This is a genomic window from Amphibacillus cookii (assembly GCF_016908375.1).
GTDB classification, from domain to species: domain Bacteria; phylum Bacillota; class Bacilli; order Bacillales; family Amphibacillaceae; genus Amphibacillus_C; species Amphibacillus_C cookii.
In genome coordinates this window covers 37,413-52,092 of record NZ_JAFBDS010000013.1, presented here as the reverse complement: position 1 = coordinate 52,092, position 14,680 = coordinate 37,413, and the positions used below count along the sequence as shown (strand labels likewise).

The following is a 14,680-nucleotide window of genomic DNA, read 5'->3' as shown; positions in this document are numbered from 1 at the left end:
AGAACAACATTTAATGGAGGTTTTTTGCATTCCATTTCCCAGTTACCGTGCGACCGAAAAGACACTATGCTATCAGTATTTGTTATTGACAATCATCAGCAGTGATTGTATAGTGGATCTTACATACAGGAAAGGAGGATTATTAAAAATGACACCATCAGGAAGATTACGCCAGCAAACTTTGAACAATAAGTAACTTAATATGTTCAAAGGCTCTGTTTTCATAAACCAGAGTAAACGGGAGTAGTCTGCACATTTTTAATAATCTTCGACGGGGGAGTATATACTTTTTTGTGAAGAAAGGCAGATATCCATCTGTCTTTTTTTCGTATGTCTTTTTTCACTAATACAAAGAAAATGTCTATTTGCTATACCTCGTTTACTCTTCACCACAGACAGGCTGCTGTCTGTGGTTTTTTTATGATTACATTCCTTTAGATTTCATAAAAAGGAAGTGTAATAATGAACAAAAAAGATATAAGAAATAGTCAAAACTTTATTACCTCTAAATTTCATATAAATAAAATAATGACTAATATCGATTTAAAAGCGAACGACAACGTTTTCGAGATAGGTTCAGGAAAAGGGCATTTCACATTAGAACTCGCTCAAAGATGTAGCTATGTAACAGCTATTGAGATAGACCCTCAATTGTGCAAAAGAACGCAACTCAAGCTTGCAGATCAAGTTAATTTTCAAGTGATCAACAAGGATATATTGCAATTTAAGTTCCCTAAAAATAAGCCATACAAAATATTCGGCAGTATTCCTTATAATATAAGTTCAAATATAATACGGAAGATTGTTTTTGAAAGTGAAGCGAGGGTTAGTTATTTAATCGTGGAGTACGGATTTGCTAAAAGGCTATTAAATACAAAACGTTTATTAGCGCTACTATTAATGCCGGAAGTTGATATTTCTATATTGAATACAATTCCTAAAGACTATTTTCATCCAAAACCAAGGGTTGATAGCTCATTAATCATGTTAAAAAGACACCCATCAAAAATAGCATCAAAAGAAAGGTTACAATATGAATACTTTGCAAATAGGTGGGTCAATAAAGAATACGACAAACTATTTACTAAAAATCAGTTTAATAAGGCATTAAAACATGCAAAGATAGATGACTTAAACAATATTAACTTTAAACAATTCTTATCACTATTCAATAGTTATAAATTGTTTAATAAATAGAGTTGAGGGGTTGCCGATTCCAGCAACCCCTTAATTTATACGTCTAGTGACAGTACAGTAAACTGATTGAAAAGGAAGAAGGAACTTTTGGGCACTCTGTGGTCTGTTTAGTTTCATTACTAAACAGAGCAATAGACCTTGATCTAACTTACAAAAGTAATGTTAGCTTGTTTGTTTGGAATAAGCATACAGAATTATTGTAGACTGACTCTCCAATAATAAGAAAATGCTTATGAAGTGGTATTAATCTCCACTGAATCTTCACTCATTATAGAGAGATTTATTTCGCCTTCAGCCTCTTCCCCTACTATTCTAAAACGAGACTCTCCTTGTTTTAAAGGTATCTCCTTTGTCCCCTGATCTGTTCCTTCGAAAATAACTTGAATAGTACCGTCAGGATCAACCAATACCGCTTTAAATTTACCCTCAGTTATTTCACTGTTATAAGTTACGATGAGTGCTGTTTCATTATTTTCAGGTTCAACTGTCCATAATGTATCTATTCCCGAGAAAACAAAACTCAATTGATAGTCCCCATTAAGCACCGTCTCTCTTTTGTTACGATATATCTTGCTTTCACTACGCGAAGCAATCCTTTCGTTATCGTCATAAACATCTTCAACTGTACCAGGAAGGAAAATAAAAAGGATCACGGTAATCGCGCCTCCAATTACCATCATTCCTAAAATAATACCTAAAATAATCTTTAATTTTTTATTCATTTATATACCTACCTATTTATCTCTATAATTATTTATTCTGTTAATTGTTGTCTGAACTCTATTTCTTCTTCCGTCTCTAGCCCTTTATAGATTAATTCATTAATAGCCACATGATCAAAGAAAATATTGGTATCGCTTGAAAAATGACCATGCGGATAAGGTGTTGCGACATAATCCCATACTCTATCTTGACCATCCTGTGTCTGTTTTCTACCATAGATCATTAAGTCTTGCTCGACAATATCTGTAGATACGATCGACCCAATCGGAAGAAGCTCATCATCGATTACTTTTTGCGTATTATCAAAAAAATCAAGATCAAACATGGAACTTAGCACAAAGCCAATAGAAATACCGATAATTAAACTAATAGTAATCAATATACCAGTTTTTTCTCTCATCATATCCCCCCTCACCTGAAGACACCGTTCATGATTGATCTAATTCAGCTAACTTACTGCTTAAAAATTTTTCCCCTTCCGTCTCTAACCCTTTATAAATTAATTGCTTAATTTGATCATGATTAAAGAACACATTTGTTTTTGAAGAGATGTGACCTTGTGGATAAGGACAAGCGACATAATCCCATACTGTTTCATTATTTTCTTGTTGTTGCTTTCTGCCATAAATCATTAAAGCCTGCTCCACTATACTTGTTAAAACAACTGAACCAATTGGTAATAATTGTTCACCAATATCAAGTTCTAATGAATGAATATCTTTATCCATTATCTATCATCCTTTACAACGTTTTTTCTTAATGCTCATTAGCTTTATCAAGGTAATAATCTCTAAATATCGAAGACATAAAATGATGAAATTTTTTTAATATAAATATAAAGCCAATAATAACAATTTCAAAGAATATAACATACCATTCAAATAAAGACCAAATCAAAACATGCAAGATGTTATATATAAGAATGGAATAAGCTAGACCCAAAGCTAATTGAAATAGCATCAAATGATAAATTTTTAATTCATTTCCTTTGTTAGTTGTTGCTTTTTTCCTCTCATTTAAATAAGTAATTTCTTGCTTTATCCGTTTATAAGGATCAACAAACCAATTGATTATCCTACTAGCAATTAGGGAGTTATTTCTGATATTTTTCAAAATATTCATACCTCATTTTCGTATAAACTTTTTGATAAAAGTACCGTAACACATACATAAAAAGTAGTGTGAATAGGACCCCTATAAGAGATAGCCAATGATAAAAAACAAAGAAAATATACGTTAAAGTGAACGCAATGAGCACTGTTTGCATAATCATTACGATAATATTAAAACCGATAAGACGATTTACACGTAATATTTTTGACTTCTCGTCTGCTGTCTTTTTCTGTTCTTTTAGTTGTTGAATTTCTTGGCTAACCATTTTATAAAGGCCAAATATTAAATCCATTATACGTTTCATACCAACATCCCCAGTAAAATTTAAATGGTTACTTTAAGCATTTTTCACTCAAAACTTAATCCTATCTTCGCTCCTACCAACGCTCGTAAATCTAAGACTGTCTCTTTTCCAATTTTCGCTTCTCCTCCGGCACTACCTAGTGAAGCACCTAGAGTAAGTTTCACATCAACATCTGTAAATGGAATACCAAAGATCCCACTTACCTCGCCTTCAACAACTGACGCTTTCGCTGCAACACCTACTGATTTCTCATCAAAACCTGCATATGCTTGTGCATTACCCGCACTACCCTTGGCTTCACCACCCGTTCCACCTAACACTGGACCAATGTACGGGATGTTTCGATCAACTTGAGCTCTTCCTCCCAATTGATAGCCTTTCGCTTCAGCCTTTACAAGTGGTAGTGGTAAGTTTAAACCGAACAATGATTCACCACCAAATTGTGCTGTCGCATTTCCATATAAAATGTCCTGATTAACTTGAGCATTTACCCAATCTGTATCAAGTTCACCGCTAGCATGCAAAAGACTCGCTTCACTTGTCCCGCCGATTTGTCCGTCACCAGTTGAAAATCCATCTAAACCAACCCAATCATTATTATACCATCCAGCACCACCAGTAACTGAAGCTGACTCCGTTATTTCAGCTGTATCACCACCAATGATAAAGTCTTGGCTTTCAACATCTTTCTTTTCAACATTTTGTTCAAATTCAGGGTCAAGCTGGCTATGTAGTTGGTTCATCCCTTCATAATAAGTGGGATGTAACCAAGTATATAGATTATTCATCGGTGCGACTATACGATTAGAATATAACTGCAGGGACTGAATAGAGAAATTTTTGTTCAGTTGTTCAATATATGTATCAATACTGATTAAATCTTGATTGACTTCATCTATTTTATTCGTTTGTTCCTTGTCTAATAAATGAAGATCTTCAACAACTTCATTAAGATATTGATGGCCCGTTTGTAATTCTTGCAGGAAAGGATGATCATCTACCTGTGATAATCCAATAATATCCCGGACTTGATTAATCTCTTGATTGACTTCATCCACTAAAGCAATCGTGATATCCTCTAGCTGGGAGAGATCATTATTTAGATTTTGAGTGATATAACCTTCTTTTAGATAGCCGTCATCCTGCGGTTCATAAGCACTTATCGCTTGCTCGATTTGATCAATCACACCACGATAATCTTCTAGTAAGTTTTGAAGATACTTTAATAAAGGGAATTGAAAATCATTAAAATAAGTACGAATAGCTTCTCCTGTTTGACCCTTTAGTGCATCTTCAAGTGATAGGAAATTTGTTAATGCGCTTTTGACAGCATCTAATTGTTCAGAACATGTTTGGCAAGATTTATTTGTCATATTAAGTTTAGCTGTTAATGTTTTCACTTCAATGACTTTCATTGATCTACTCCTGTTTAGTCAATTGGATCTGCGTTTGCAAATCGTGGTCAGTTGTTTTCAATGAAGCAATCGCTTCTTCTGTCATGCTTATGTTTTGTTTTAGCAATACTTGCAGCGTTTCTATGGTTTGATTGAATGATTGGTTCAATTGATTTATTTTATCGGTCAATTCTAATTGGTTCTCCCCATCTTTTTGAACATCAAATGAAGGATTTAAATCATTAACTACTTGTTTAAATTGATTTAGCTCTTTATTTAAGACGTTTTCGTTAACTTTAATTTCTTTCATTTACTTTAGCTAGCTCCCTTCGTTTCTCTGTTCTTAACCGATGTAACCGCAATCGATCACGGTTAATTGCAGCCCTAGTCTCATTAATGTTTAAACCAAGGCTTAACAACTTCGTTTTAAGCTGCACAATGACTTGACCAAGTTGCTGTTGGTATAAATGGCAATATTGATCTGACAGACTTGTTTGTCTGTAATGCTCAAATCGAGTGGCTAAATGCCCATGCCAAGTCATTTTTGTGAATTCAGGCTTCACCACTAACCTGTTATTCTGTTTAAGTTCGTCCTGCAATACCCTCAGTTTCTGTAAAGCATTTTCGATTCGTGACTGTTGATCAAGTAAATCTTGCAAATTTATATTTGCTTGATAAATGGATTGTTGTGTAAATTGAATTTGATTATTTATTACATGTACAGACATAAAAAAACCTCTTTATATACAATATATACTTTATTCTATCGAATTATCTATCCAATAAAAATAAGGAAAAAGTTTCAAATCTACTGAACATAATGTTGTTTTTAATAAAACTCTATGTTTTATCCTAGGATTTTATCATCATAAAATTATAGAATATTTACAAATAAAACACTGATCAAATCTTTTATTATCAGAGACTACGACTAAGCGTTCATCTATTTTCAACATACAAACCACCACTTTTATACTATCATTAACAGAGATAAAAGCCACCTGCCTGACAACTTATACGTAACAAAGAAGTCTAGGGAGAGACAAGTCTGAAAAAACATATTTCATAAAACAAACCTGCAATCAGCTGGCGCAGGGCTACAGGACGTAGGTCATGCAGACGTTGCCACAGGACGTGGCGGACTTAGTCTGTCATCCTTCTTAAAGACGTGGCGGTTTTAGTCTACGATCTTACCCTCCAACCGATTGCGGGTTCGTTGAGTGAATCATTATCACCTCAATCGATTTACTCTACGCTCTATCTTGAGGGGGTTTACGGACGATTATCTATAATAACGTTTTGCACTTGTGGAAATCCTCGCTTTTAAGTCTGATCCTTTAGGACTAGACCCTAAGGTCAGCGGAAAGCCTCAATACCTTTAATTCTAATTTAAAATCAATATAGCTATAATCATTGAAGCAATCTTTAAGGGTAAAGTGCGTCTTTGACTTGGAAATTAGCGTTTTAATGAGACACAGTAACTACCATGGCAACCAGCTTACTACAGTTTGCCAAAGGCTTTTAAACCAATTTAATTCTTGATCTGCTGTTTCTTCTGCTGAGATTGGCATGATTTCAGTCTCGTCTTCTTCCTGATCTACTGTCATCGGTAAGATCGAAACCGCATCACCTTGTTCTACATTAACGCGTTCGTCTCCAAATTGCTGATAGAGTTTGTCAGCATTCTCTTCTGTGTAGGGAACAATCCCGACATTTACCATACCATTTCGTATATCTGTTCCAACAAAATTAATCGTAAAGTCACTATACTCAAAACCTTCTGCTTCAATTTCCAGTTGTTTTTCCTCCAAATCCTTCTGCGTATAATCTACTTCTACAAATTGAGCTGATAAATCTCCTGATCGTTCAAATAATTCAGCCAAATCCTTTTCAGTTAATGGTTCAGAGAATAAAAATGTATAAATACTTTGGTCATCTTCAGTCCAATCAAGATACATCGTTTCAAAAGCTTCATCTAGATGTTGGTCAATATAGGATTGTATCTCTTCCAATATTTCTTTATTTGGATCATCGATAGTAAAGTCATATTCAATGGATTCAAAACGCTGATCTAAATCGACTTCTGAAGCAATTATCACGCTAGGGGATAAGATGGTGACGATCAGCGAATAAATAAAAGTTACTTTTTTCATTAAAATACCTCCTGTTTAACTTTTTATTAAATAACCTATTAAATTTGAGTGTATGATCTAGTAAGCAATGGAACATTAGAGAGCACACTTTCTTTATTAAATATGACGGTAACTACTGTAAAATGTTACAACTTAATTGTGAGAAGATTATTTTCAAATTGAAAATTAAAAATTACTTAACTTTCTCATCTGAATTTTCAGGTTCAGCCAAGACAGCATAAGGGTAGACCTAATATTTTTGAATATAGATTTTCGATTGATTATAAAACTTTTTAAACGCGCAGGTGAGCTATGTTCCGCTTTTCGGAACGAATTAACGTGCTAAACGTATGAGAAGGTCGCATGCGGGCACATCCATGCAGAAGTAAAGTCAACAAGCATATTGAATATCGAGTCTATTGAACACGATCAAGGTTGAATGCCTATTTTCAGTGGGCGAAAGTTGAGTGATTATACTTGTCTGTTTATTTAAATCCGTGAAAAAAGTAATCATGTCACCTTTGAACGATCCCTCAGAAACACAAATAATTCCTGACTTTACAGAACCGCTTTAAAATCATCAGCAAGCCAATTGTAAAGTTTTTTAACAATTTTCTCGATCTGTTATAATGGAGTTAAACGCAACTTAAGAATTGAGGTGATCAACATGACGGAGTACGAACAGCTTGTCTTAAATGAAATTGAACACTGGCGCAAGCAATTGGTCAAACGGCCCAGCATATTCGGTCAGATGACCAAGCAAGCACAGACGAAATTAAATACCTTAATCCCACAAAAAGCGCATGATATCATTACCGACAGTATTAAGCATATGGTTAAAGCTACCTTAGTCGGATCATATGTCACGACAAATAAAAAACAGCCGATAGGCGATAACCTGTATGAGATGGACCAATTGTTTTTTGAAAAATTTAAATCGTTTCAGAAAGCCGCTGTCATCGAGGGGGCTGGCACAGGTGTTGGTGGGTTTTTGTTAGCATTGACCGACTTCCCATTGTTACTATCAATAAAGATTAGATTTTTGTTCGAAGTGGCGACCATTTATGGCTATCATGTTGAGGAGTACGAGGAACGCATGTTTATTCTTTATGTTTTCCAACTTGCCTTTTCAAGCGATACCAAAAAACGTCAAACTTACGACTTCGTTTGCAATTGGAATGAAAAAAAGAAGCTTGTTACTGATGTTGATTGGTATACATTCCAACAAGAGTATCGAGACTATATGGATGTAGCGAAACTGTTTCAAATGATCCCAGGCTTTGGCGCAGTTGTCGGTGCTTATGCCAATCATAACTTACTTGAAAAATTAGGTGAGACCGCAAAGCATGCTTACCAACTTCGGTATTTAACGGATAGAGGAATAATCAATCCCGACAGCGTCAGCGAAAATCACTAAGACACCTTCATTTGTCTTTTATGCATTATTTTACGTACAAGTAATAAAGCAAAGAACAAGCATCATAAGTTAACGATGCTTGTCTTCCTCTGTGATCTGCCAATCAATTAGATCACGACCAGCCTGTTCTAGGTATGCATTTGCTTTTGAAAACGGACGGCTGCCAAAGAAGCCACGATGTGCCGAGAGCGGGCTTGGGTGTGGCGACTTAACGATGTAATGCTTGCTCGTATCGATTAGCGCTAGCTTCTTCTGAGCCGCTGCGCCCCATAGTAAATAAACGACTGGCTCTTGCTTTTCGTTTAACACCTCAATGACACGATCGGTAAATCGCTCCCAGCCTTTTCCCTTATGGGAATGGGCCTGTCCTTGTCTAACGGTCAGCACATTGTTTAAAAGTAAGACGCCCTGCTCCGCCCACTTCACTAAGTAACCGTGTGAAGGAACTGCGTAACCTAAATCAGTTTGTAGCTCCTTATACATATTTTGCAACGAGGGTGGAATAGCTACCTCAGGCTTAACAGAGAAACTTAATCCATGCGCTTGATTTGGTCCGTGATAAGGATCTTGACCAAGAATCACCACTTTAACATGTTCAAAAGACGTATAATGTAAGGCATTAAAGATGTTATTCATATGCGGATAAATAATATGTGTTTGGTACTCCTGCTTTAAAAATTGGCGTAATTGCTTGTAGTAGGGCTGCTCGAACTCCTGTCCAAGAACATTTGCCCAGTCGTTATGTAAAATTTTCTTTGCCACGATTCTTTCATCCTCTCAAATAACTTTGTTAGATAACCAAACAAGAAGATTGATTTACTTATTTATCTAGTTTACCATACATGTTAACAGTTTCGTATAGCCTTAAAGATTGGTTTAAGGGTCTCTACTAAGAAACCGCAAATTTCTAGCTACGAAAATATGTGTAACCGCATATTTCCGTGGCTTTTTTTGTATCTTAAAAAAGGGCACAAAGGAGGAGTAAAATGCGAATATTAATCAAAAAAGCCGAAATCATTACGATGAATCCAGCAGAAGACATTATTTACGGGGATCTCTTGATTGAGGATGACCGGATTGTTGCACTCGGCTCCGATTTGGAAAATACTGATTATGATAAATATATAGATGCTAGTGGAAAAACCATTATCCCCGGCTTTGTTCAAACCCATATTCACCTCTGTCAAACTATTTTTCGTGGTCAGGCTGATGATCTTGAGCTAATGGATTGGCTCCAGCAGAAAATCTGGCCTCTTGAGGCTGCTCATGATCAGGAGTCGATCTATTATTCTGCTTTACTCGGCTTAGGTGAGCTGATCCAAAGCGGTACGACCACGATCGTCGACATGGAGACTGTTCACCATACTGATTTTGCCTTTCAAGCACTGGCCGAGAGTGGTATCCGCGCGCTTTCTGGTAAGGTGATGATGGATAAAGGCGATCAAGTTCCACTCCCCTTGCAAGAAAAAACAAGCGATTCGATTCAACAAAGTGTTGATTTATTAGAAAAATGGCATAACTATGACCACGGTAGATTACAATATGCTTTTTCACCACGATTTGTCGTATCCTGCACAGAAGCGCTATTAACAGAAGTCAAACAACTATCTGACCATTATAATGTCATGGTCCATACTCACGCTTCAGAAAACAAGGGAGAAATTGACATTGTTCAGCGTGAGACGGGGATGCGCAATATCGTCTACTTGGATCATTTAGGCTTAGCTAACAAGCGTCTCATTTTAGCACATTGCATTTGGCTTGATCAGCTTGAAAAACAAATCATACGCGAAAAAGGCGTCCATGTTAGTCACTGTCCCGCTTCTAATCTAAAGCTAGCCTCGGGTATTGCTGATATCCCTGAGATGCACGACCACGGCACCTGTCTCAGTCTTGGCGCAGATGGGGCGCCCTGTAACAACAATTTAGATATGTTTAACGACATGCGTCTGGCCGCTCTGATTCAAAAGCCGATCCATGGTCCAACGTCGATGCCAGCCAAAACAGTCTTGAAGATGGCGACAATTGGTGGTGCAAAAGCAATTGGCCGTGATCATGAGATTGGAAGCTTAGAGGTTGGCAAAAAAGCAGACTTAGCCATTCTCGATCTGAATAACTTTCATACGTATCCATCGGCTGAGGTTGATCCGATTTCACGAATTGTTTACAGTACAACGAGAGCGGATGTCGAGACAACAATTATCAATGGCAAGATTGTGATGGAAAATCGTCGCATGCTTACCATTGACAAAGCAGATGTTTTACAGCAAGCGAATCGGATCATTCGTCAGTTACTGAAACGGTCTAAACAATTCCTTAAATAACCCTTTAACACTTATGATTAAAAAAATTTTAAAAAGGATGATGTGAGCTGAATGACCAAATTAGCGCAAGCAGAAGCATTTTTAGAAGCAAAGCAGCAGGAAATGATTGATTTATGGGAAAACATTATTCGTATCGAAAGCCCCTCAAATGATGTTGCAGGTGTCAATGCCGTTGCAAGCTACTTAACAGATTATTGTCGCAAAGTGAATCTTGAGACAAAGACTTATCCTTTCAATCAAGCGGGTAGCAGTTTAATAGCCTATACCCCTGCTAGACATCTACCTAATATCGCTCTTGTCGCCCATATGGATACGGTGCAACCGGTTGGCTCATTCGGAGCTGACCCAATTACTTATCAAGATGGCTTCCTCCATGGTCCAGGAGCTTATGACTGTAAGGGTGGTATTGTCATTGCATTGTTTGTTATTCAAGCTTTACAACAAATGGGTTACGACAAACGACAGCTTAAGCTCATTTTGTCAGGTGATGAAGAGGTTGCCCATCAGCTTTCACAGGGGCAAGGTGCTAAGGTTTTTGATCTAGAAACGCCCTTTACCGCCGCTGCTTTTACTTGTGAAAGCGCTCGATTAAGTGGTGATGTCATTACAAAGCGAAAAGGCGGTGCTTTTTATCGATTCGACATAAAAGGGATTTCTGCCCACGCTGGCAATCATCCACTTGGTGGAGCAAGTGCGATCCAAGAAGCAGCCCATAAAATGATAGCGATTGAAAAGCATACTAACCCTGAGGGTACAACCTATAATTGCGGTGTGATTGAAGGCGGTACTGGAACAAATATCATTCCAGATACATGTACCTTCAAGGTAGGCGTTCGTTTCAAAACAAATGCCAACTTAGATCAAGCAGAGCAGTTACTACAAGCCATTAATGATCAAGCGTTTATCGACAACACAGTTTCAACGTTGACAAAAGAAGCCGCTTTTTTGGCAATGGAGGAAACCGAAAAAACGCCCGACCTATTCCAGCTTTACCACGATACACGAAGTGATTTGGGCTTTCATAAACCTAAACCGTTGTATGTCGGGGGCTGCTCAGATAGTGCTTATTTAACCGCTAAAGGCATTCCGACATTATGTGGAGTAGGTGTGATCGGCGTTGACCCGCATTCACCGAATGAGCGTGCACGCGTTTCATCACTTCAGGAACAAGCACTTACGATTGTGAAAACAATATTGGATATGCCGGATCAGTTCTGATCCCATACAACTTTTCACGGAGAACCGTTGATGATAAAAGCTTGTCACCGAGATTCCGTGTCAAGTGAGTTGGAGCATAATTTGCATCATATAATCTGAATAGCTTTTCTAACAAGGAAATTCAATGTTTAGAAGGGAACAGCGAAATCCTGCCGTTCCCTTCTCATTTATGTTCTTTTTTCAAGTAATTGTCCTGTTCAAAAGTAGTATATTCAGAATTAGCTACTGCACATACCTCTGTGCTAACTAATGTTAAACTAAATGCTAATTTACCTTGCTTAACAAGCATATCCCTCACTCTAATTTCTGAAAACATATAAAGTCCAGCCATTTTGCTTTTTAGGCGGTTTCTTGCCATGCCTTTACATATTGACCCGTTTATCATAACACCCCACCTATTCTTGCCACTACAGCCCCAAAAACCAGCACTACCACACCTTGCCGCGTTAAGGGTTCGTTATTTACACATAGTAAGTCACACTAATTCCACCATTTTCCGCAATAGCACCAGATACAACACCTGTTGCGGTATTAACAGCAACCTCTCCCCAACACATTAACCCAAACATTATAATTAAATTTACAATTCAACCAACTATGCCTGTTATATATCCCCCTTCTAAATCAGCAAATATTATTGGATTGCTTTTTACCTATAATCTATTTTAAGAAAAAGATTAATTTTATTGCGATCGGGTAATTGTATATAGAGATTTATAAAGGAGTGATAACTTGGAATTAAATGTAGGTTTAATTTGCGCTCCAGAATTACCTGAAACGATTTGCAGAGAATTGATTAAGCCATTAAGTACATATTGTCAAGATCATGTCGATGGTAAATATGAATGGACATTAGACATTATGGTTGATCCTTTAACAGGTGCGGTAGAAGATTCAAAGGAAATATTTAATGAAGCGCATAAAATAGCGAACCAACAAAATTGGGATTATACGATATGCGTGACAGACCTTCTTCTTTTTGATAAAAAAAAGATTATCTTAGCAGATTTAAATAAAGATCTTAATATCGCACTCCTCTCTTTGCCAGCTTTTGGTGCACCACCAATGAAAAATAGAACATTCAAAATGATCAAACAAATTGTTTATGAATTGCATCATCAAAATCTAAATGCTTCACACATAAAAGAAACCGCTACACATCAAATGAAGCAAAAATTGAGATTATCTCCTATTAAACGAATGGAAGGCGCTGAAGAAACCAACGTGACCCGCTATTCTGTTGTGCCCAAAATCAACGGGAAAGTTCGAGCTATTTTAGGCATGACTTATGCCAATAGACCTTGGGCAGTGATTGCTTCTTTTAAACCCATTATTGCTGTCGCGTTTGCTACGGGTGCTTATGTGTTAATTTTCCCTACATTATGGGAATTAAGTATCCATTATAATTTGTTAAGACTCGTCGCCATTACCTTTGTTGCAATTATTAGTATGATTATTTGGATGATCGTTTCACATCATTTGTGGGAGAAACGTACTAAAAAAGGGAAAACCAAAATGAAAAAACTATATAATACAACAACACTAGTAACCTTGACTGTTGCAGTGTTAGCCTATTACATTGTCCTCTTAGCTATATTTTCAATTGCGATCATCTTTTTTGTTCCACCCGACTTATTTGAATCATTGACAGAGATAGAAAAAGATGTAACGCTTATCAGTTTCTTACGTTTAAGCTGGTTAGCAACCTCAATTGCAACATTAGCAGGATCGATAGGCGCAAGCACTGAAAGTACAGAATTAATTCGTAATATTGCCTATGGTTATCGACAAAATCGTCGCTATAATGAAGTGAAAGAACGCAATGTTCAAGATGATTAACAGCTAGCTTAACATTAAACAAATATGATACAATAAGCTTTGACCTTTAAGATAGGAGCAGATATAATGCAACAAAATAACAGTCGTGAACATGCGCTATTAAAAATTTCAGTATATGGCGCTGTTATTTTTTCTGTGACTGGGATCGTAATCGGCTTACTTGTCGGTGCTCAAATGATTTTGTTTGATGGCCTATATTCACTCGTTAGTTTGGGACTTTCGATATTATCTTTAATCGCTGCGAGGTTTATTAGTAAGCATGACATTAACAATTATCCATTTGGAAAAGATAAAATTGAGCCATTAGTGGTGCTGATCAAATACTTCGTTATACTCGTACTTGTTATCGGTTCCCTTGCTTCAGCTTTAATGACTTTAGCCTCTGGTGGCAGAGAAGTAGCCGTAGGTATTGCTTTAATCTATTCGACGCTAGCAACCATTTTATGTATTGGCATCACCTATTATTTAAAAAAAGAGGCTAATAAAGTACGTTCTGCACTTTTACAAGCTGAAGCTAATCAATGGTATATGGATACATTGGTTAGTGTTGCTGTGTTAATAGGTTTTGTCATCTCATATTTACTCAATTTCTTTTCAGCAACTCAATTTATCGTCCCTTTCATAGATCCAATTATGGTCATAGCTGTATCGATTTATTTTATTAAAGTACCCATTGAGGAAATGTCGACTGCATTACGTGAAATCTTAGACATGCCCCCAAAGGGAAAAATGCCAGATCAAATTAAACAATTTATCAAGGGACTTGCTAATGAACGTGAATTTGATGAATCCATTGTAAGAATTACTAAAGTAGGTAAAACTTTGTGGGTAGAAATTGATTTTGTCATTAAAAAAGAAGACCGATTAGCGTCTTTAACTGATCAAGACCAAATTAGAGAAGATATTGACCGCTTTTTAGATCAGTATCCTTATCAAAAATGGTTAACGGTCTCTTTTACAAAAGATCGTAAGTGGGCATTATAATGTTCCTAGAAAAATAACAAAATACTCTATGTAAT

General features: G+C 36.6%; 17 protein-coding genes and 1 riboswitch. Of the genes, 6 read left to right on the top strand and 11 right to left on the bottom strand.

Features of this window, described 5'->3' with window-relative positions:
- Positions 1 to 462 precede the first annotated feature (462 nt).
- A complete protein-coding gene (gene erm, locus JOE23_RS16215) occupies positions 463 to 1,197 on the top strand; it encodes a 23S ribosomal RNA methyltransferase Erm (protein ID WP_204440115.1) in 735 nt (244 codons plus the stop codon).
- Between the two features lie 230 nt (positions 1,198 to 1,427).
- Here erm and JOE23_RS16210 read toward each other — a convergent pair whose 3' ends face one another.
- The 9 genes from JOE23_RS16210 to JOE23_RS16170 form a co-directional block, all read right to left on the bottom strand.
- A complete protein-coding gene (locus JOE23_RS16210; RefSeq protein WP_204440113.1) occupies positions 1,428 to 1,919 on the bottom strand; it encodes a hypothetical protein in 492 nt (163 codons plus the stop codon).
- A gap of 32 nt (positions 1,920 to 1,951) precedes the next feature.
- Entirely contained in the window at positions 1,952 to 2,320 is a 369-nt protein-coding gene (locus tag JOE23_RS16205; protein ID WP_239585476.1) for a DUF4176 domain-containing protein, read from the bottom strand.
- Positions 2,321 to 2,348: 28 nt separating this feature from the next.
- Entirely contained in the window at positions 2,349 to 2,648 is a 300-nt protein-coding gene (locus tag JOE23_RS16200; protein WP_204440111.1) for a DUF4176 domain-containing protein, read from the bottom strand.
- A gap of 28 nt (positions 2,649 to 2,676) precedes the next feature.
- A complete protein-coding gene (locus tag JOE23_RS16195) occupies positions 2,677 to 3,033 on the bottom strand; it encodes a hypothetical protein (protein ID WP_204440109.1) in 357 nt (118 codons plus the stop codon).
- Positions 3,014 to 3,337 carry a hypothetical protein gene (locus JOE23_RS16190; protein WP_204440107.1) on the bottom strand — a complete coding sequence of 108 codons (324 nt, stop codon included), beginning with the start codon at positions 3,335 to 3,337 and terminating at the stop codon, positions 3,014 to 3,016. The genes JOE23_RS16195 and JOE23_RS16190 overlap by 20 nt, the downstream gene beginning before the upstream one ends.
- 44 nt (positions 3,338 to 3,381) lie before the next feature.
- Entirely contained in the window at positions 3,382 to 4,752 is a 1,371-nt protein-coding gene (locus tag JOE23_RS16185) for an LXG domain-containing protein (protein ID WP_204440104.1), read from the bottom strand.
- Positions 4,753 to 4,756: 4 nt separating this feature from the next.
- Positions 4,757 to 5,041, bottom strand: coding sequence for a DUF5344 family protein (locus tag JOE23_RS16180; protein WP_204440101.1), 285 nt, complete (start codon positions 5,039 to 5,041; stop codon positions 4,757 to 4,759).
- Complete coding sequence (locus JOE23_RS16175) at positions 5,028 to 5,459, bottom strand: hypothetical protein (protein WP_204440098.1); 432 nt, start codon at positions 5,457 to 5,459, stop codon at positions 5,028 to 5,030. The genes JOE23_RS16180 and JOE23_RS16175 overlap by 14 nt, the downstream gene beginning before the upstream one ends.
- Positions 5,460 to 6,212: 753 nt before the next feature.
- Entirely contained in the window at positions 6,213 to 6,884 is a 672-nt protein-coding gene (locus JOE23_RS16170) for a hypothetical protein (protein WP_204440096.1), read from the bottom strand.
- A gap of 646 nt (positions 6,885 to 7,530) precedes the next feature.
- Here JOE23_RS16170 and JOE23_RS16165 point away from each other — a divergent pair.
- Positions 7,531 to 8,280 (top strand): EcsC family protein, encoded by a 750-nt coding sequence (locus JOE23_RS16165; protein ID WP_204440094.1) that lies wholly within the window; start codon positions 7,531 to 7,533, stop codon positions 8,278 to 8,280.
- A gap of 69 nt (positions 8,281 to 8,349) precedes the next feature.
- Here the strand turns inward: JOE23_RS16165 and JOE23_RS16160 are convergent, their stop codons facing one another.
- A complete protein-coding gene (locus JOE23_RS16160; RefSeq protein WP_204440092.1) occupies positions 8,350 to 9,042 on the bottom strand; it encodes a uracil-DNA glycosylase in 693 nt (230 codons plus the stop codon).
- Positions 9,043 to 9,114: 72 nt separating this feature from the next.
- A riboswitch (purine riboswitch) is annotated at positions 9,115 to 9,214 on the top strand.
- 52 nt (positions 9,215 to 9,266) lie between these two features.
- Here JOE23_RS16160 and JOE23_RS16155 point away from each other — a divergent pair.
- Positions 9,267 to 10,604: a 5'-deoxyadenosine deaminase gene (locus tag JOE23_RS16155; RefSeq protein WP_204440090.1), complete on the top strand. Its 1,338-nt coding sequence runs from the start codon at positions 9,267 to 9,269 to the stop codon at positions 10,602 to 10,604.
- 51 nt (positions 10,605 to 10,655) lie between these two features.
- A complete protein-coding gene (locus tag JOE23_RS16150; RefSeq protein ID WP_204440088.1) occupies positions 10,656 to 11,822 on the top strand; it encodes a M20/M25/M40 family metallo-hydrolase in 1,167 nt (388 codons plus the stop codon).
- Between the two features lie 163 nt (positions 11,823 to 11,985).
- Here JOE23_RS16150 and JOE23_RS16145 read toward each other — a convergent pair whose 3' ends face one another.
- The gene (locus JOE23_RS16145; RefSeq protein ID WP_204440085.1) at positions 11,986 to 12,207 is read right to left on the bottom strand and encodes a hypothetical protein; all 222 of its coding nucleotides are present in this window, start codon (positions 12,205 to 12,207) and stop codon (positions 11,986 to 11,988) included.
- A gap of 347 nt (positions 12,208 to 12,554) precedes the next feature.
- Between JOE23_RS16145 and JOE23_RS16140 the strand changes: the two genes are divergently transcribed.
- Entirely contained in the window at positions 12,555 to 13,661 is a 1,107-nt protein-coding gene (locus JOE23_RS16140; RefSeq protein WP_204440083.1) for a hypothetical protein, read from the top strand.
- A gap of 66 nt (positions 13,662 to 13,727) precedes the next feature.
- Positions 13,728 to 14,645 (top strand): cation diffusion facilitator family transporter, encoded by a 918-nt coding sequence (locus JOE23_RS16135; RefSeq protein WP_204440080.1) that lies wholly within the window; start codon positions 13,728 to 13,730, stop codon positions 14,643 to 14,645.
- Positions 14,646 to 14,680 lie beyond the last annotated feature (35 nt).